The 19,400-nt window shown below is 46.4% G+C and carries 14 protein-coding genes and 2 tRNA genes; 9 read left to right on the forward strand and 7 right to left on the reverse strand.

Annotated elements, in window-relative coordinates; all coding sequences use genetic code 11:
- The first annotated feature begins 92 nt into the window (after positions 1-92).
- Positions 93-554 carry a DUF4383 domain-containing protein gene (locus tag H6F91_RS02265; protein WP_190773971.1) on the forward strand — a complete coding sequence of 154 codons (462 nt, stop codon included), beginning with the start codon at positions 93-95 and terminating at the stop codon, positions 552-554.
- 292 nt (positions 555-846) lie between these two features.
- Here H6F91_RS02265 and H6F91_RS02270 read toward each other — a convergent pair whose 3' ends face one another.
- Positions 847-1,038, reverse strand: coding sequence for a hypothetical protein (locus tag H6F91_RS02270; RefSeq protein ID WP_190773972.1), 192 nt, complete (start codon positions 1,036-1,038; stop codon positions 847-849).
- Between the two features lie 346 nt (positions 1,039-1,384).
- Here H6F91_RS02270 and H6F91_RS02275 point away from each other — a divergent pair, with 346 nt between their 5' ends.
- Entirely contained in the window at positions 1,385-2,161 is a 777-nt protein-coding gene (locus H6F91_RS02275; protein WP_190773973.1) for a class I SAM-dependent methyltransferase, read from the forward strand.
- Here the strand turns inward: H6F91_RS02275 and H6F91_RS02280 are convergent.
- Together H6F91_RS02280 and H6F91_RS02285 are read right to left on the reverse strand one after the other, a co-directional pair.
- Positions 2,153-2,971, reverse strand: coding sequence for an alpha/beta hydrolase (locus H6F91_RS02280; protein ID WP_190773974.1), 819 nt, complete (start codon positions 2,969-2,971; stop codon positions 2,153-2,155). The two genes, H6F91_RS02275 and H6F91_RS02280, sit on opposite strands and share 9 nt — an antisense overlap.
- Positions 2,972-3,085: 114 nt before the next feature.
- Complete coding sequence (locus H6F91_RS02285; RefSeq protein WP_199307593.1) at positions 3,086-3,940, reverse strand: alpha/beta hydrolase-fold protein; 855 nt, start codon at positions 3,938-3,940, stop codon at positions 3,086-3,088.
- 731 nt (positions 3,941-4,671) lie between these two features.
- On the opposite strand from H6F91_RS02285, the gene H6F91_RS02290 reads away from it, so the two are divergent.
- Complete coding sequence (locus tag H6F91_RS02290) at positions 4,672-5,514, forward strand: SGNH/GDSL hydrolase family protein (RefSeq protein WP_190773975.1); 843 nt, start codon at positions 4,672-4,674, stop codon at positions 5,512-5,514.
- Positions 5,515-6,015: 501 nt separating this feature from the next.
- On the opposite strand, the gene H6F91_RS02295 is transcribed toward H6F91_RS02290, so the two are convergent.
- The 4 genes from H6F91_RS02295 to H6F91_RS02310 all read right to left on the reverse strand — a co-directional run bounded on the left by H6F91_RS02295 (position 6,016) and on the right by H6F91_RS02310 (position 7,629).
- Positions 6,016-6,807, reverse strand: a complete 792-nt coding sequence (locus H6F91_RS02295; RefSeq protein ID WP_190773976.1) for an endonuclease/exonuclease/phosphatase family protein — start codon at positions 6,805-6,807, stop codon at positions 6,016-6,018.
- 221 nt (positions 6,808-7,028) lie between these two features.
- Entirely contained in the window at positions 7,029-7,229 is a 201-nt protein-coding gene (locus H6F91_RS02300) for a hypothetical protein (RefSeq protein ID WP_190774455.1), read from the reverse strand.
- 154 nt (positions 7,230-7,383) lie between these two features.
- Positions 7,384-7,454 (reverse strand) — tRNA-Gly (locus H6F91_RS02305).
- Positions 7,455-7,556: 102 nt separating this feature from the next.
- Positions 7,557-7,629, reverse strand: a tRNA-Ile gene (locus H6F91_RS02310).
- 2,124 nt (positions 7,630-9,753) lie between these two features.
- Between H6F91_RS02310 and H6F91_RS02320 the strand changes: the two genes are divergently transcribed.
- From H6F91_RS02320 to H6F91_RS02345, 6 genes are all read left to right on the forward strand, one after another.
- Positions 9,754-10,962, forward strand: coding sequence for a response regulator (locus H6F91_RS02320; protein ID WP_190774453.1), 1,209 nt, complete (start codon positions 9,754-9,756; stop codon positions 10,960-10,962).
- Positions 10,959-11,321, forward strand: coding sequence for a response regulator (locus tag H6F91_RS02325; protein WP_347280002.1), 363 nt, complete (start codon positions 10,959-10,961; stop codon positions 11,319-11,321). The genes H6F91_RS02320 and H6F91_RS02325 overlap by 4 nt, the downstream gene beginning before the upstream one ends.
- A gap of 84 nt (positions 11,322-11,405) precedes the next feature.
- Positions 11,406-11,765 carry a response regulator gene (locus H6F91_RS02330; protein WP_190774452.1) on the forward strand — a complete coding sequence of 120 codons (360 nt, stop codon included), beginning with the start codon at positions 11,406-11,408 and terminating at the stop codon, positions 11,763-11,765.
- Between the two features lie 337 nt (positions 11,766-12,102).
- Positions 12,103-12,678, forward strand: a complete 576-nt coding sequence (locus H6F91_RS02335; protein WP_199307595.1) for a chemotaxis protein CheW — start codon at positions 12,103-12,105, stop codon at positions 12,676-12,678.
- 75 nt (positions 12,679-12,753) lie between these two features.
- Positions 12,754-15,225, forward strand: coding sequence for a HAMP domain-containing methyl-accepting chemotaxis protein (locus H6F91_RS02340; protein ID WP_199307596.1), 2,472 nt, complete (start codon positions 12,754-12,756; stop codon positions 15,223-15,225).
- Between the two features lie 271 nt (positions 15,226-15,496).
- Positions 15,497-19,396 carry a hybrid sensor histidine kinase/response regulator gene (locus H6F91_RS02345; RefSeq protein ID WP_190774451.1) on the forward strand — a complete coding sequence of 1,300 codons (3,900 nt, stop codon included), beginning with the start codon at positions 15,497-15,499 and terminating at the stop codon, positions 19,394-19,396.
- Positions 19,397-19,400 lie beyond the last annotated feature (4 nt).

The following is a 19,400-nucleotide window of genomic DNA, read 5'->3' on the forward strand; positions in this document are numbered from 1 at the left end:
TTAAATGCATTGAGATTTTGTTACTAGTTAGTAAACCTTATATAAACTGTCTTTTCATTTCTAATCCCTTTTCATAAGGAGCATTCAGTATTATGGGCGCGCGCAATTTTGCCCTAATCAGCGGTATTCTCTATATCATCGTTGGCCTTTCCGGATTTATTCCGGGTATGGTTGCAACTCCTGGGCCAGGGGGGCCTGATGTTGCTGTTGGTGCTGGTTATGGTTACCTACTGTCAACGTTCCCTGTCAATATTCTGCACAACTTGGTGCATTTAGCTGTAGGAATTTGGGGAGTTTCTGTATTTCGTAGCTATGTTCAATCCCGAAATTACAGTCGGGGTTTAGCTATCTTTTATGGTGTGCTTGCCATCATGGGATTGCTACCTGTCCTTAATACAACGTTTGGCCTGATTCCCATCTTTGGTAATGATGTTTGGCTCCATGCGTTAACTGCGTTAATTGCAGCCTATTTCGGATTCAAAACACCTACGAACCGAGAACTTCGTGAACATGAGCGAGAACTGGTCGGTGGTCGCGCTCGCAATCGATTCTAAGGATCTGCTGAGTAGGCGTTGAATCAAGCCGTTCAAGATAAGCTGGATGCCTATTTTTGTCTGCCGAGCATATATAAAGATGGGTGCTTCCGTATTAAACATAAAGCTGTGCCGCCCACTCAGTGGGTGGCACAGCTTTATGTTTAATAGGCCCTTAGGAGATTTCCAGGTAAGAACTTCCCCATTATTTGGAAAAAAGGCGCGGCTTAGCCGCGCCTTTTTTCCAAATAATGGGGATATTGTTTCTCGAAATCTCCTTAGTAGCGTAAAACGTATAAGGCCGGGACAACACTCATTCCGCTTGAGCATCATCTGTTGAAGGTTTTACACTGCCCGGCTTCTCGGCCTCTGCATTAGCGGAATTGTTCCGAAACATCTTATCCGTATCAGGATCTGGCTGTTCACCCGCACCGGGTACAGAGTCCAATTCGGTCTGAGGAAGCTGCTCTAGACCAAGGGATTCATCATCTTTTTCAGTGGGCATAATTATTTCCTCATAGTGGTTCTGTGGCCAGTTTAAGTAGTTCAGCCCTATTTGTCCTCTGGCGCAAAGCTAGCGATCGCTAAATTTTTCTCTATCTAATGAGCGATTTGATTCTTCGGGTGGTGTACGTTACGAGGCTTATGCTAGAGCCTACTTCAAAGATTATTTTCCTGTGCAAAACGTACGAAAAAATTAACTTTTAACCAGCAATAAAAAAATGACAACACTCTTTCTCTTTCATTAGATAGGAATATAAACAGCCTTTACTTTCGAGAGATAAAACAGGCAATGAGAACCGTCAGCATTAATATTGAACGCTATTATTAAGTTCTCTTAAGACTGCATTATGCTGCAAGGTCTCTTCTCCTCTAATCTGCTGCAATCGTTGATTGAACAGGATCCGCTTCAATGGTATAAAAGCCGTGATTGGCAAAAGGAGAGCGATCGCTTCCGTCACCCAGGTATAAGTTATCCGACCTACTACAAGGATCAAAATTTCCATAGTATTAAAAACGGTTATCTAAGTGTTGAAGCCGCTGTTTCTTATGATCTAGTTAGCCCTTGTTTATTGCTTCCTAACGAACAGTTGGTTCGTCGTACCTTAATCAATAAAATTCGTGAAAAACCTCAGCATATTTTAGATTTGGGCTGTGGCACAGGCTCCATGACATTGTTGCTTAAACAAGCGTTTCCGTCTGCTAAAGTGATTGGCTTAGATTTGTCACCTTATATGCTAGTTATGGCAGCCACTAAAGCCCAACAGGAAGGAGCCGACATTCAATTTCTACAAGGCAATGCGGAAAAGACCCAATTCCCCGATTGTTCCTTTGATCTAATTACTGCTTCTTTGCTTTTTCATGAAACACCCAGCACGACTGCAAGAACTATTTTGCAAGAGAGCTACCGTCTATTAAAGCCAGGTGGCAAGATTGCCATCATGGATGGCAACCAACTTTTTCTACGTCGAGTGAACTGGGTGAACCCAATTTTTGAGGAGCCCTACGCTGCTGAGTATGCGGATGGAGACATGACGGCCTGGTTACAGTCTTCTGGATTCGCCCATGTTCATACCCAATCGGTTTGGTGGATGCATCAAGTCTCTTATGGCGTGAAGCTAGATTAATGAAGCACCGCGATCGCTTGAGCTGTCCTTAATTCCTTCTACCTCATCTAAAAAGCTAAGAACCAACGGCACAAACTTTTCAGGGCGAAGCATAGCCCATTCATGATACTCGCCCTCAACGATGATTGATTTAGCATGGGGAATGTGTTCTGCAAACTCGTAGGCCATTTGCAATGGGATAAAGCGATCGCCCCCTCCCCATAACACTAAAGTTGGTGCTTGAACTTGGGGTAAAAGTGGTCGTAGATCTCGCTGTAGGGCTAATTGCGCTGCTTTCAAAACATTGCCGGTGTTAAAGACGCCGTTGTAAAGCAAAGCATATACAAATTTCAGCAATGGGATGGGTTTGATTTTAGGAATTTCTAGGAGGAGTTCGCGAACTCGTAGCAAAAGAACTTTAGGGAAAGAACCTAGCGGAATACCTGTGCTGTCAGTCAGGACGAGACTGCTTACCCGTGACGGATGAGTAGCTGCCAGAGCGATCGCCACAGCCCCCCCTCCAGAGTGCCCCACCAGGTGGACTTTGGAAAGACTCAGGGCATCTAGAAGGGAAATAAGCGGTTCAACATAACTAAGATGATGGGTCAGATATTGAGGATACTTAGCTTTTCCAAAGCCCGGCAGATCAGGTGCAATGACTCGGTAGTGCTGGCATAGTAAATTTAGGCTTCTACGGTAGGGGGCTGTGGTCATGCCCCAACCGTGTAAAAACAAAATAGGAGCTGAGCCAGATGCATCGCCCCCTTCTAAATAAAGTGTTCGATAGCTTGGTAAATCTAGTTGCTTCTTCGTTAAGCGATCGCCCATCATCGAATTGTGACTCCTCGAACCAATTTCGCACACCATAAATCCCAGAGTCTTGTGTAAAAGATGCGATTTACTGCACGTCCTACATAAAATTCTGGGGTTTATGCAATAGCATTTCTAAGCCATAAACCATGTCATACTTTCCTGGGCAATGGCTGTCGGAACCGTATGAGGCCCATCGAATTCCTGGTACCGCACGTCGTAGCCACTCTGTTGTAACTGTGGAACAATGCGGCGGCTGCATCGATCAATGGGCAGCACCGTATCATGTTGGCCGTGGGAAATAAACACACGAGGTTCCCCTACCTGGGCCGCAGGAGCCATGAAACCCGGTGAAAAGGCGAGAATGTGTGTGAAGAGATCACCATTGGTGATGCCCACAGAAAGGGCATAGGACGCCCCATCCGAGAAGCCAGCGATCGCTATCCGGCTCGGGTCGATAGCGTAACGGCTAAATGTTTGCGCTAAAGCCTGGTCAATAAATGCGATGTCTGGCCCATATTGGTTGATAATTACATCCCAGGTTTGTCGCCGTGAATCTACAGCCAACACAATCGCCGTTAAGTTATCTGCAAGGGGCCGAATAATCCTGAGTCCACCCTCGGCATCACCACCAGCACCATGCAGCATGAGCACTAGAGGGGCCGGTTGATTGTTTTGATAGGTAGGAGGTACATAAATCCAACCATCCCGCTGGCCATCTAGTTGGAGGGGATGAAGCCCTGTTGCTCCGGCTTCGGTAGGCTGTGCAGGGCGTGTCTGCAACCGCCCTACTGCCCCTGAACTTGCTCGCTTTAATGTTTTCATAACAGATTGAGTTTGTTCTACACAATGGATAGGGGTAGAGATAGCGATCGGTAGGGCAAAGTACACTCCAAAGCGCAGAAAACCTCGGCGTGTCCAGTTTGAAAAGAAGCCGTGGTTAAGTTGCCCAGAGCTTGAATCACTGTTCGCTCTGTTGTGCCGCTTCATGGTCCATTTGTTCTTCGAGTGCCATAAAAGTACCTCAAACTGTAAATTAAGCGACTTGAGCACTTATATCAGTGATGAAATCGCTTTAACAAAGGATGCATTTTAGCCGTCAAACCTATGCACACGTTAGAGCATTCAAAGACTGTTGGCATTGTTCTTTTGAAGGATAAGAAGCCGATAAATACCAGACACATCCAATTCCTTGGGAACTGTTGTAAGAATTATTTTTCCGTGTACAAAGCGTACAAAAAATAGTTTTTCTGACAAGCTTTAAAGCATTCCCTAGACATGCGGTTTGTGCTTCTGAAAGGAATACAAAAGCCCTTTCCATCACCAAAAATTACGCACTTAAAGCATGGCTCATATCTCAAGACAGGATGAAAAATAAACTACCTCTAAAACCTCTATTCTGTTGCGGTGGCTTAGCCATCGCAACAGAATAGAGGTTTTGTCCCAGCTAAGGGCTCATATTCACTTTTACAACATGATGGTGTGTGAGTATTCTTGTCCACAGTTTTAGTCCCATTCAACGTAGGGCAATCCACACTCCAACATCATAGGGAACCGAAACTAGTTGCATCGATAGGTTTGCTACCTTAGATGAGATGGCCTTAGATTGTACTGAAATCATTTACTAGAGCAGTGCAGAGCGATCGCGTTTAGTAGCAAAAATAATTTGATCCGTCACTTTGTAGAAATAAAATAGCCGCTACATTCCTAAAATACTGTAAATGTCAGCCGCTATTGTTTATCAGAGCCCGTTTATCATTAGCCTCCCCAAAGTCATGAAGCAACTCTACGTTTTTGGAGACAGTCTTTCTGATACCGGAACTGTGTTCCGAGCGACAGGAGGGATGTATCCGTCTGATCCACCCTATTTTCAAGGGCGTTATTCTAATGGTCTGGTCTGGGTTGAATACCTGGCCAATCGCCTTTCCATTGAGCACGTCAATAATGCAGCCTGTGGCGGGGCGACAACAGCTAATGATGGCAGCATGGTGCCTGGCCTTCTGGCTCAGGTGCAAGCCTTTAAGCAAAAGCAGCGTCAGGCTGATAACGAGGCTCTTTACATCTTATGGGCTGGAGCAAATGACTATCTCCAGGGTGTCAACGATACAACGCGTCCGGTTGCGAATATCGTAGAGGCGATCGCTACCCTGTCTAGCCTGGGTGCCCAAAGGATTTTAGTAGCAAACCTACCCGATTTAGGTCATTTACCGGCTACCCGATTCAGCGGTAACTCTAGCTTACTGAGCCGCTTGTCTGAGGCCCATAATGTGGCGTTGCGACGTGCACTCAAACAGTTGCAACAACAACACTCCCATCTGCAAATTGCAGCCATGGATGCTTATAAGCTGTATGAGGAGGCGATCGCCCAACCCGCAGCGTTTGGTTTTGCTCAGGTCACTCAAGCTTGCTTAGCGGGTACTCGCCCTGCTGGAAACCCCGAGCAATTTCTATTTTGGGATAGTATTCATCCTACGACTGCTGCCCATCGCCATCTCGCGGAGGCCGCTCTAACCGCGATCAAAGCCGCTGGTATCCAGCCAACGGGCCCAATTCTTCTGGCCTAAAATTTGGGTACCATACCGATTAACGATTGCAGCTTGAAGTCGCGATCGTGCCCACTTACAGCGTTTTGCGCTTGAATGGCCACGGTTGTTTTTGTGAGAGTCAGGCGGAGCGCGGTTCTCACAAAAACAACCAGACTTTAGCGCTTGAAAAGCGTTGTAAGCAGATATCAGAACTAACTAACCTCAATTTGGGATAAGCCCAAGAGCCCATTTAGTCGTGTGCTATGCGCACGACTAAATGGGCTTTTTTGAGGGGCGCGCCTTGCGCGCCCCTCGAAAAAGTCCTTAACCCAAACTGAGGTTAACTACGGTACGGTTATCTCTGGCGATCGCACTGGTGTAATGAGAGCCATCAGCCATGGCCCAATCAATGTGGCTAGAGATTGGAGCGATCGCAACTGTACTTCAGAATTAGCAAAAGGTGTGGATCTTGATCATTGGATGGGTGAATGAGTAAAGAGTTTTGGTACGTTTAACCCACTCACCATCCGCTTTTGTGCTCTAACGTAAAATTTCTAAGTCAGCCACGATGCCGAAATGGTCAGAAGGATAAAGAGTACGGCTGTTTGGGGCGGGTTGATTCAGAATCAATTGGCAATCCTTGACCCGCAAGTGTTGATTAATGAAGATGTAGTCTAATGTGCCTCGCCAGGGACGGAGGGTGTGATTGAACCGCAAATTGCGCCAGGCGTGCCAGAGTACTTTTTCCCAGTTCCGGCGCACTAAAGGCGTTGGGCAGGTATATTCTGGTTCCTGGCCGTGATATGCAGCATAGGCAGAGGTAAAATGCTGCCGCATGAGGGCGATCGCTGACGTATCAGGTGTTCCGTTAAAGTCTCCCACGGCAATAACAGGAAGTTCTGAGGGAAGTTGTCCTAGCCAATCCAAAACCTGCTGCACTTGCAAGTCACGGTCTGGATGAGGGCCAGGGTACCAGTAATAATGGCCATTGCAGAAGACCAACGGTTGCTCATTCACAGTAATCTGAACATATTGAGAGACTCGGTTCTGGCTCTGCAAAGCGATCATGTCCTGCTGTACAAACGGATAGCGACTAAGGATTGCAATTCCCTCCTTAACAGGATGTCCTTCAGGGCTGCTTTTAGGAGTGAGGTACATGTAGGGCATATCTAGTTTTTCTGCCAGCCAGGCTCCTGTGTTTTCTGGTAATTTGACTTCCTGCAAAGCAATCACATCAGCCTTTTCCGCTGCAAGCCCGTCGGCCAATGCTTCCCGTCGTTGTATCCATTCTGTCAAGTCGAATAGAATGTTGATTGTTGCGACTTTAACCATATTCCTGCCCATAGAAGGTTTACACCTAAGTGATAGTTTTCCATATCGGAAACACCGTGAGACATTAAACCTTCTCTTTTGTAAGTTGATTCAGAATCAATCAATACTCTGGACAGTTTTTCTGAAACCCTTGATTTTGCGTGCGCGAAGCGCACGCAAAATCAAGGGTTTCAGAAAAACTGTCCGAACTAATGAGAATGAATCAACTTACAAAAGATTGATCAGCCGTATACAGCCTCAGGCCGGACGATCAGATCACCACTGGGGCGGCGATCGATCACATAGATAGAAAGCCGATTAACATTAACATCCAGATGTCTCGAGATACGCTCTTTCACAGCTGTATCATGCATGCCTGTCGTGATCCCCAGTTGGGTTTCCGATAGATCGAGCGATCGCCCCTCAAATCGAATGTGAACCATTTCTATCACCTCTCATTAGCAAAACAATGGAAGAAAGAGTCGCCCGTGTAGCGATCGCTCTTTTCCTGCGAATATTAGATATCACTGAAGAAATGTAATTAATCACAGTTCTCCAGTTCATGAGAAATGCCGTGCAAGTTGAAGAAGCTGTTGTTTCATACGCAGGATTCGAACCTGCAATGAACTGTTTGGGAAACAGTTGCCTTGTCCATTGGGCAGGTATGTAAGCTTCTTCGGTCAGGGCACGACAACACACAGACCAGGATTTGAACCCGGACAAAAGGTTTTGAAGACCCTGGTGCTACCGTTACACCATCTGTGCATAGGTCGCAGCGGTGGGATTTGAACCCACATATCTTCGGTTATGAGCCGAGTGCCTTAGCCATTGGGTTACGCTGCAATAACTAAGCCCTAGGGTAAAAATTACTCCAAGATAGTGGTTCAGTTTTTAGGATTCAGGTTGCTATTGCCGGCAGATATTAGAAGCAGCAACGCCATAGGCCTCTGAAAACTTCGAGGCTTAACCTTTTCTGTGAATTGGGTGAGATTCATGGATTAAGTCCTTTGTATCTCATGTCATGCTACAAGTATACTACAAAAGTCAAGAACGTACTACAATTTTTCCGAGAAAGAAGAGGACAGTTCTCTTTCAGAAGCACGTGAATGCAAAAGTTACACCTATATCGCTCCCTCCTTCTGCTGCTTCTATATCCGTAAGGAAATATATCTTTTGTGCATCTGCTCAACCCATAGATACAACGTTCGGCACTGCCTAACATGGTGTAAGGTGACGAGCAGGATGCGTGTCCTGAAAGGGGCAAGATGAGAGTAGACCCAAAATTTTAACTAGAGATCTCACGATGCTGTTGTACTGCCCTGGACATGGGTGCCCATTGTGTACCGAATGCTACCGTCACACACAACCTTCACCAGGACGAGATGCATTTGCAGCCTTGCCCTATGATGCGAGAACAGGTATGTGTGAATGGTTTTACTCAAACGCACCAGACGAAGCCCTGGTTCGTGAAGCCGCCTATTATATTTGGCTACGGAATGGTTGTCCCAAGAACCGAGATCTTGAACACTGGTATGAAGCGTATCTGAGCTTATGTTTGAGCACAGGTCGACTCAAATCCGTGCTTGGGCAGAACGGCTAATATTTCTCAGACACGATTCACAGCATTTTCCAAGCCGGTGAGATATGAGAGAAGAACATAATCCAGAAGAGTGCTTTTTGTTCTCAAAGTACAGAAAATTAACCCATACTCTAGACAGTTTTTCTGAAACTCCTGATTTTGCGTACGCGAAACATAGGCAAAATCAGGAGTTTCAGAAAAACTGTCCGAGCTAATGACACACATGAACAAAGCTATAACTAATTCGAGTCGGAGGTATTTGAGAAGCTTATTTTTCGTGGTTAATCTGTGTTTTTCTAATGCTCTAACGCTCACTACTCTACTCTGACCCACATACCATCGGAACAGCCGGATTGTTCGCCGGTAAATAATTGAATTATTAATTTTTGTGCATATTTTTTGGCGGAAAACAGTTTTTTCAAGATTATCTGGGCATTTTTCAATGCTTGGATGTTGTAATACGTGGAATACTCTATGCTTATTCTAGGTAATTCTATTGTTGATTAAGGAATTCCACGGAGATGCTCCTTCCGGAGAATGTTCTATCATATCTATTAGTTCCTGCAGGAATGCTGAATCGGTCTATCTACCTTTGTGTTTCTACTTGACCTATCATCTGTAGGGAATCTACCTGAAGCTTTTAAGGAATCTGGGGAATTGCGCGTAAACCCATTATTTATTCGAATGGGTATTCACTCACCGGATAGCGGTAATATGCTGTTTATAGAGCCTGGAATAATCGATCGACAGGCTTTTGTGACCTGGAGTTGAAAACCTTAGAAATCTCTAGCTATTGTGGGAGGTTCCTAAGAGTTAAGCAACTGTTAGTTTGGCAACCAGATTGAACTCATTCTTCTACGGAAGAGGTGTTCAACCTATTCCATCTAAAGTTCCAGTAAAAATTCCCCTTCCTACTTCTCAGTTAAGGGTCAAGGGCTATGCCCTTTTGCATCATGCCACGGCCTGCACGGCAGTACTAAACCCTCTTTTTTGATGTTATATCAACGTTTACGTTAAAGAGACGTGAGCTTGCACTCAAGTAGTGGCTTACTTCTACATGCGTTCCAAAAGTTTATAAAAGCTATGAGAAAGCAGGCTAAAAGCATCTCAGTGAATTGGCTTAACCCTGCGCTTTCGCTTGTTCGTACAAATTGGTTTTCCATAACACCGAACTTAGACCTGTATCCCGTATCCCCAGGTAATTAGCCTATCTGTAAACATCACCCCCTTATAACACTAAGTACTTTGCCAATGTTTTCTCAACATATTTCTTCCGTTTGGGAATTTTTCACAACCTCTGTTTCTTTCTGTTTCCATGGCAAAGTGACGTCAGTGATTCCTGCATCTTCGTGAAACGTTGTGTATCCCTTAGCAAGCAGTTGGCGGTAATGTCTTACACTTTTGAGTCGCTCGTTACGCTAAAAAAGAAGCAATTCACAGGTCAGCTGTTGCTTTCTAGTGACGGCGATGAGCAGTGGACGTTCTACATATTTTTAGGGCGTTTGCTCTACGGTACCGGGGGGCAGCATTCCGTCAGGAGGCTTTACCGCCACCTCTTCAAAGCATCAGATGAACTGACTTCGGATGCTGTAAGGAAGTTGCAGGGAGAAATTGACCATGATTCTGTATCTTGCTGGGAGTATGAGTTTCTTCTGTATCTAGTCAGAAGGTCCTATTTGACTCCGGCCCAGGTCTCCAAAGTTATTCATGGGATCTTGAGTGAAATCTTCTTTGATGTTGCTCATCATGAACCGATCAAACATAGGATGCAAACAGATCTGCTCATTCAGAAGCAATTAGGGCTCATCGATCCAGCCCAATTATTAGAACACCAACGTCCTCTCTGGAAGCGATGGCAGGAGGCCCATCTTGAGATCTACTCAATGAATCTTGCACCCGTGATTCGGGATAGCGAAAGATTGAAGCAGGATACCTCGTCCAAAGTTTATAAAACGTTGATTGAGCTCTTTAATGGGCAACGTACCCTCTGGGATGCCGTTACGATGACAAACCGATCGCCCATTGATGTAATGCGATCGCTCCTTCCTTACATACAAACAGGCATCATTGAGCTAGTGGATCTGCCTGACTTCCTGCCTCCTACTATTCCAAAATCCTTGCCTCCTGTCATCCCCCCACGAGCTAGCCAACCCGAACCTGCTCAGGTTCCGAAGCCAAAGCAAGCGCTAGTTGTCTGTGTTGATGACAGTGCCTGGGTTTGCAATACCCTTGAAAAAGTAGTGACACGAGCAGGTTATCGGTTTCTTGCCATTCAAGATCCACTACGGGCTATTCCAACCCTATTAACTCAGAAACCACAACTGATTTTGCTCGATCTCCTGATGCCCAACACAAATGGCTATGAGATTTGCAGTCAGCTTCGTCGTATATCTGCTTTTCGTGAAACGCCGATTGTTATCCTCACAGGTAATGATGGCATCGTCGATCGTGTGCGTGCGAAGTTAGTGGGAGCAACTGACTTTTTAAGTAAAAGTGTTAACTATACCCAGTTAATGGCAGCTCTTAATAAATACCTTCTTGAGGAAGATGCACAACCCTTGTTATTAAAGAAGTCAGCTGTGAACAGAGACCTATGATGAACACAATTCTAATTGTTGATGATTCTATGACTGACCTTCATATCACTCAAATTTCTTTGCAGCAGGCAGGTTTTTTAGTCGTGACAGCTCGTAGTGAACAGGAGGCAAAAGCACAAATTGCTAATCAAAAACCCGATTTGATTGTCCTTGATGTTGTATTACCTGATCGTAGTGGTTTCGAGCTATGCCGTGCCCTAAAAGGTGAAGAAAAAACCAAGAAAATTCCTGTTGTAATGTGTTCAAGCAAAAGTACTAAGATGGATAGGTATTGGGGCTTGCAGCAGGGTGCTGATGCATATATTGCAAAGCCAATTCAAACAGAAGAATTACTCAAAACTGTGCAAAAGCTATTGTAGTTTTTGCCGCTTCTTTGGGTATTCTATTATCGAGTTTTTGTAATTACTGGAAATCACCTAATCGTCTATCTTGGGAGGGATAATATGGGTACGATTCTTGTCATTGATGATTCTATGACTGATCTACAAGTAGCTAAGAGTTCACTTCAGCAGGCTGGATTTTCAGTGGTTACAGCTGGTAGTGAAGAAGAGGCAAAGGCGCGTATTGCCGCGCAAAAACCAGATCTCATTGTATTAGATGTGGTGTTGCCCGATCGCAGTGGTTTTGAACTTTGCCGTGATTTGAAAGAGGAAGATGCCACTCAGAAAATTCCTATCATTATGTGCTCCACAAAAGGGGGCAAGATGGATAAATATTGGGGTATGCAGCAGGGAGCCGATGTTTATCTTGCCAAACCCATTGACACTGATGAACTGATCAGAAGCGTTCAAAAACTAATTTAGTCGAATTTTGAGTTAGGTGGGCATTGCCCACCTAACTTCTGTAGGTTGAAATATTAGTAGATCGTGTAGTAGATGCTGGGCAATGCCTATCCTGCTTGTACATTTTGGCTATCTGGGTAGGTTGGGTTAAGAGACCGTGAAACCCGACAGTAGTGCGTTCTAGTTGGGTTTCGCTGTCTCTTAACCCAACCTCTAGCAATGGCCACTTATTGGAGATGTTTGAAAAGTGCCAGAATGATTGCTCCTGCACAAGGTATGTAGTCAATCAACTTTTCAAATCCTTTCCCCAGGGTGCTTTTCTACCATATGGGCTTATCTATTCCCACCTGGGGGCCAGATGTCAGAACAGTTTGTTATTCCGTTGATGCTTAATCAGCTGGAATATTTAACGCAGGTTGATCAATCACAGCGGGGAACCTTACAGTTTCTTCGCTTCCCCGTCGACGATCGCACCCACGCCATGCTACCCGTCGAACAACTGACGGAGGTGTTAACCCTGGCGTCTGCTCAAGTTGTCCCGATTCCCGATATGCCTGCCTGGGTGTTGGGGGTTTACAACTGGCGTGGTGAGATTCTCTGGATTGTCGACATGGGGCAATTATTGGGGGTGCGATCGCTCCATCAACACTCAACGGTGCTGTCATCCTACATGGTTCTGGTGGCACAACCTCAACGATCGGGTTCATCAGCACGCTTGGGGTTGGCTGTGCGCACGGTGGATGATTTGCACTGGTGTGATCCATCCGATATTGCCTCACCTCCACCTGCGGTTATTACACCTCATCTGGTTCCCTTTCTAAGAGGCTACACCCTCGGCACCGATGGTGAAATGCTTTTAGCCCTGGACATAACTCCCCTGTTTGAGGGGCAGCCGTTCGGTTCTGCTGTTTCATCGGGGCTTGCCTCCCTATAGTTTGTCTTCCATGCACATAGCGCATCAAAAGTCAGCGCCCGTGCCGGTACTGTTCCTCATCTCCCCGATTTACCTATGACTCAAAATATTAATGCATCCGTTGCAAAGGCTCCCAACGGAAAATCATCCCCCGCACCACTACGGCCTGTCCCCCCCCCTCCCCCCCCTCGTTCTAAGCATCTGCAAGAGCCAGAGGATGATCTCTTGGATCACAATTTGAACGATCCACCAGATGGCCCGATTGAGGAGGCTTCCCAACTCAAGGGATTAACCCTCCGGCGGCAGTTGCTCCTCACGGTATTGCCAGTGGCGTTGATTCCCCTGGCTATTAGCGGTATTGCTGCTAGTGTTTTTGCCTATCAAAATACCTTTAATCGAAGTCTCCAGGAACTAAGAGCAAGGGCAAGCAACAACTCCGATCTTGTTGCAAAAGAGATTAATCGCAAATTGGAATTGATGTCATCCATCGCGGTTAATCCGCTCATATACGGAACAGCACGTGTAGCGTCTACACAGGTTGACGCGCAAAGACTCACACGAGTTCCTGCTTCACAGCTTGAATACCGTTTTAGAGCTACGAGAACCCTACAATCAGGTACAGCTCTAAGTCAGTATTTACAAGTTTTGGAAAGACAAGACAGTTTGTCTAAAGTCTTCTTTACCAACCGTCAAGGTATGAGTGTTGCAGCCAGCCGTCTACCTAAAGCCTTCTACAATGCAGACCAGGGGTGGTGGCAACAAACTAAACAAAAAGGTGTTTACATTACCAGTCCAGTCACAGATGGAACGGCTCTGGTAACCGAAGGGATGGAGATCAGCATGATACTGACAGATCCCAGCACAAATGGATTTGTCGGTGTTTTAAGTGGAATTGTTGAAGCGGATGTTTTTGATCAGAGTTTGACCGCTCGAAACCAACAGCTCCATGAAACGCTGGGTCAGAAGGGCGATCCCATCTTGCAGTTTCTCAGTGATAAAAACGAAGTTTTTAGAACCATTGACAAAACTGGGGTGATTACACAGACAGGCATTATTGGTGGCAATACTGTTTTGGGCAAGGTCAATGCTTTCCGCCAAACCTTAGCCAATTCAGCCAAGTCCTCCGAAATTATTCTATCTGAACCCTTTGTAACGGATGGACGAGAGGTGCAGTTATCCAGTATTCCTGGCACCGATTGGATTATGGTTCTCTCGGTAGATGAAGAGGCGCTATCCACCGCTGCGCGGCAACTGTCTCTGATTTTTATTAGTTTGGTTCCTATTTTGGCGGCCATTGCAGTTGCCGCTGTGATTGTGTTAGCACGTCGTTTGTCACAACCGCTGGGTGAGCTGGCGTATACTGCAAGCCAGGTAGCAGAGGGCGATCTTGACATTCAAGCTCAGGTACAAGGAACGATTGAAAGCCAAACCCTGGCACAAACCTTCAACAATCTGGTCGTACGGGTTAAAGAGCTGCTCAGGAGCCAGGAAGAAGCCGCTAGAGAACAATTAAACGCTCAAATGGAAGCGGCTCGACAACAAACGGAATATGCAAGACAACAGCAGGAGGCTAAAGAATTTCTACAAAACCGAGCTTTGGAATTGCTGATGGAAGTAAGCCCTCTTCGAGAAGGGGATCTGACCATTCGAGCAAACGTGACTGAAGATGAAATTGGTACGATCGCTGACTCCTACAACGCAACGATCAGCAGTTTGAAACGGATTGTGGCTCAAGTGCAATCGGTAGCTGTACGGGTAGCCCATGCTGCTGAGGAGAACCAGGATTCCCTAACCGAATTAACAGGGGATGCACAACAACAAGCAAACTCAGTACAACAAGCTCTCAATCGAATTGAAGAAATGAGCCGTTCCATTCAGATGGTGGCCCAGGGAGCTCAAGAAGCACAACAGGCGGTACGTATTGCTAATGAAACAGTAATCCAGGGCGATGCTGCTATGAACCGTACTGTTGAAGGAATTATGGCAATTCGAGAGACGGTGGCAGAAACGGCGAAGAAGGTGAAACAGTTAGGGGAATCGTCTCAAAAGATTTCCAAGGTGGTGAACCTGATTGGCACCTTTGCTGCACAAACCAACTTGCTGGCGTTGAACGCATCCATTGAGGCCGCCCGTGCTGGGGAAGAAGGCCGAGGCTTTGCAGTGGTTGCTGACGAAGTGCGCTCTCTGGCTCGTCAATCCGCGAAAGCAACCGCAGAAATTGAACAGTTGGTGGCTAGCATTCAGACGGAAACCAACGAAGTGGTCTCCGCAATGGAAGAAGGGACACAGCAGGTTGTTACGGGGACGCAACTCGTTGAAGAAACTCGCCAGAGCTTGAATCAGATTGCGAAAGCGAGTGAACAGATTAGCCAGCTGGTACAGACGATTACAGAAGCGGCGATCGCCCAGTCTGAAAACTCAGCGCTGGTATCTGAAACCATTACAAGTGTGGCAGGGCTAGCAAACAATACATCGGTTCGGGCTAGCACACTACTGGAAACCTTCCAGGATTTGTTAAGTGTGGCTCAAGACCTCCAGACTACGGTTTCACAATTTAAGTTGAACTAGGATCTGCTTGAAAGGTCACTTTTTTGTGCACTTTGTGTCACAAAAATGAGCTTTTCAGCCAGTTCTCAAACACGTCTTAGTGCCACGTCAATTTTTAGGGGTTGACTATCGGACACTAAAAATTAAATTTCAGGGTTTTTGTGGGATTTTCGCTTCCACAAAAACTCTGAAAAGGTCACAAAAACTAAATTTAAGAGTTTTTGTGAAATTGAAGACCTGACACAAAACTTTTGAAAGGCCGCTTCAAGTAAAGCTGAACCAGAGCGACTCTATGGCAATCCATCCCGACATCCGCGATGAAGCATTTCTTTTCTTTGTGCAGGAAGCGCCTGAGCTGTTGCAAATTATTGAAGCCGAACTGCTGGAGATTCGTCAGGAGTGTACAGTTGAACGGGTTCATGCCTTGATGCGAGCTGCCCACACCATTAAAGGGGGTTCGGCCAACGTCGGTTTAGAGGCGATTAAGACCATCGCTCATCGGCTAGAAGATTACTTTCGTTGTCTCTATAACTCTGATTTGCAAGTCGATGAAGCTTTAGAACGGCTCTTCCTACAAGCGTATGATTGCCTTCGTAATCCCCTGCTAGAAGCTATTCAGTTAGGCGATCGCTGGGAGGAGGGGGAGTCAGCCCTCACGGCTGCTGAGCCCATTTTTGCCGAACTCCAGGAGCGACTGGCCGACTTTATTACTGGCGAAGACCATCTGCCCAGTGTGGCTGAAATGGGAATTGATATCGTCAAAAACATCTTTGAAACGGATGTTGCCCAGGCTTTGGAGCGGTTGGAATCAATCGAAGGGGATGAGCAACTCATTGGAGGTGAACTGCGTGCCCAGGCGGAGGTGTTTGAGGGAATTGCGGAACTCTTTAATTTACCCGGACTGACTCAGATTGCCCATCTCATTTTGGCTGCCCTGGAAGCGGAGCCCAATCGTGCCAGTGAGTTGTTTCCCATTGCAATGGAAAACTTTAAGGCGGCACACCATGCGGTTCTGGGGGGCGATCGCTCCCAAGGAGGTACCCCCTCCCCTGCTCTACAAAGCTTTGTTCAGAGCAAGGGGGAGGAAGACCCCATCTCGCCTGACGATATCCCGTCCGATGAGCTGTGGCTCGGCTCATCGGGCTTTTTTAATGAAGGTCCATCCTGGTTTGAAATGCCTGCTCTGAGGGATGCGGTGCCCGATGATTCTTGCTTCAGCAGTACGGAAAGCTTTCTATCCAATGAAGGTGGCGATCGCTCCTATACGGATCTAGAGAGCGTTTTCGATCCGGAGGATATGCCAACCTTTGATCCAAATGATACGGGTTTGGAGAGCATTTTTAGCACTCAGGATGTCTCAGTCTTTGATTCAGATGATGCAAATCTGGAGAGCGTTTTTAGTATAGAAGACACCTCAGTTTTTGATTCAGGTAATGCAAATCTGGAAAGCGTTTTCAGTATAGAGGATACCTCAATCTTTGATTCGGGTGATGCAAATCTGGAAAGCGTTTTTGGTGTAGAAGATGCCTCAACTTTTGCGGATGATACAGATTTAGAGAGTGTTTTTGGTGTAGAAGATGCCCCAACTTTTGCAGATGATGCGGATGTGGATAGCGCTTTCAGCCCTCAGGAAACCTCAGTTTTGAATTCAGGTGATGTCGATCTGGAAAGCGTTTTCAGCATCCAGGGTCTTCCAACTACTAATCCAAATGATGCGGGTTTGGAGAGTGTTTTCAATTTGCAAGATACCTCAGTCTTTGATGCGAGCGAGGTGGATCTAGAAAGCGTTTTCAGTCTACAGGACACCTCATCCTTTGGTTCGGATGAGCCTGATTTGTTGACGGAATTGGAGAGTGTTTTTGCAGCGGAAGATCTCCAGGCTGTCGAGAGCGATGTTCTATCCACCTCTGTAACGGATTTGGAGAGCGGCTTCATTCCTGACAACACTCCGCCTTTTTTAGAGGAAGGACTTACCTCGGCAGCCGAATCCTCTCCAGAAGCTCTGTTTGTAGAGGCACCTCCTACAGAGTCACTTCGTGCAGAAGAGCAGCCCAGCAATGAACAGGGCAATGTTGGATCAACAGGTACAGGCCATACAAATTTAGTTGGGTCGGCTATCGCTGCTATTCAGCAAAGCTTTGACCAATTACCCATTGTGTCAGAGCCAGCACCGGTTGAACTTCATCCCACTAAAGCTACAAATACGACGGCCAAAACGAATAGCGCCCAACCCTCACAAAACACGGCGAATAATAACCAAATTTCTGTACGACTAAACCTGGATCAATTGGAACGGATCAGCAACCAGCTTGGGGAGTTATCCATTAACCGCAACAGCTTATCGTTGCAGAATGAACAACTTCAGGAAACCTTGCAGGAACTGCGGCGACGCTTTGGCAAGTTTTTAACGATTGGTACCCAATTACAGGTACATCTAAATAAGTTGCTTGTTAGCCCAGAACGCTATCAGAAAAATTATTCGGCAGCAACCCAGGAGCGATCGCCGGTACCCACGATCATTCTGGAAAAAGGCACCGACCTATCCTACCGGGCTGCGTTTGATACCCTGGAACTCGATCGCTATAACGAAGTCTACAACTTGCTACAGGAGGCAACAGAATCTATCCAGCAATTGGATGAAGCTGTCGAGGATGTGACCCTGTTTGCTGAGCAGAGCGATCGCGGTTTAGAGCAACAGCGGCAAATTTTGACCGTGTTGCGGGATGAACTGATGTGGGCCAGAATGTTGCCTCTGGGTAACATTCTCAACCGCTTTCCACGTCAAATTAAAGAGCTATCTTACCAATACAAAAAGCCTGTTGCCCTTAAACTGACAGGAACTGAAGTATTGGTTGATAAAGTTGTTTTGGAAAAGCTCTACGATCCTCTGTTGCATTTGTTACGTAATGCCTTTGACCATGGAATAGAACCCAGTGATGATCGAAAACAGCAGGGTAAACCTGAGCAGGGAAGTATTCACATTCGGGTTTATCATCGAGGTAGCCGTACCGTTATTGAAATAGAAGATGATGGACGGGGTATTAATTTTGAACGTATTCGGGCAAAAGCGATAGACAATGGCTTGCTCACGACAGAAGTAGCCAAAACGGTTTCCAATGAACGTCTATTGAATTTAATTTTTGAACCCGGTTTCTCCACCGCATCGCAGGTCAGTGAGCTATCCGGGCGGGGTGTGGGGTTGGATATTGTGCGGGCGCAAATTCAATCGCTCAAGGGCAGCATTTCTGTCAACAGCAAACCGGGAAAGGGAACCCTTTTTACCCTCCGTATCCCTCTTACCCTGAGTATTTCCAAATTGCTCTTAACCTGGTCGGGGGCGAGCCTGGCTGCCATTCCTTCGGACAGTATTGAGGAAATCGTCAACCCTAACCCTAGTGATATTAAAACCTCCGGCGCACAACCTTTCCTCTATTGGCGACGCCAAGTGATTCCTATCCATTCCTTGCAAGATTTGCTCCCGTTTAACTGCGTTCTCCCAACCGTTGAAGCCAATCTGTCCTTTAACTCCGTCCCGACTCCCGAAGAATGGGCAGCCCCCTTGCTCATTCTTCGCCAAGGTAATCAACCCTTTGCCCTACAGGTGGAGCGCCTGATTACAGAACAAGAACTGATTATCAAACCCTTTAGCGATACTCTCGCCGCCCCTACCTATCTGTATGGTTGTACGATTCTGGGAGATGGTTCTGTGGTTCCTGTGGTTGATGCGGTGACCCTACTGCTCCACCGTCAGAGTAATCGGTTGACGGCGATCGCCCCCCCTACCAAAGTCTCGGCTCAACCCGTTCAAACAACGTCCACTATCCTGATTGTGGATGACGCCGCCACTATGCGGCAAATGCTCACGCTTACCTTAAAGAAAGCTGGTTATCAAGTCATGCAAGCCCGAGACGGCCGGGAAGCGTTAGAGCAGCTCCATCAACATCCTCAAATTCGGCTGGTTATTTGTGATATTGAAATGCCAACCATGAATGGCTTTGAATTTCTGACTCATCGCCGTCAAGCTCCTGACCTGCTGAATATTCCAGTGATCATGCTGACGTCACGTTCCGGTGAAAAACACCGTAAACTTGCGCTGCATCTTGGCGCTACAAACTACTTCACAAAGCCTTATATCGAACAGCAGTTTCTCTCACAAATCAGCACACTTCTTCAAGCTAACTCCAGCAGCTAATTCA

This window comes from Leptolyngbya sp. FACHB-8 (genome assembly GCF_014695575.1).
GTDB lineage: Bacteria > Cyanobacteriota > Cyanobacteriia > Elainellales > Elainellaceae > Vacuolonema.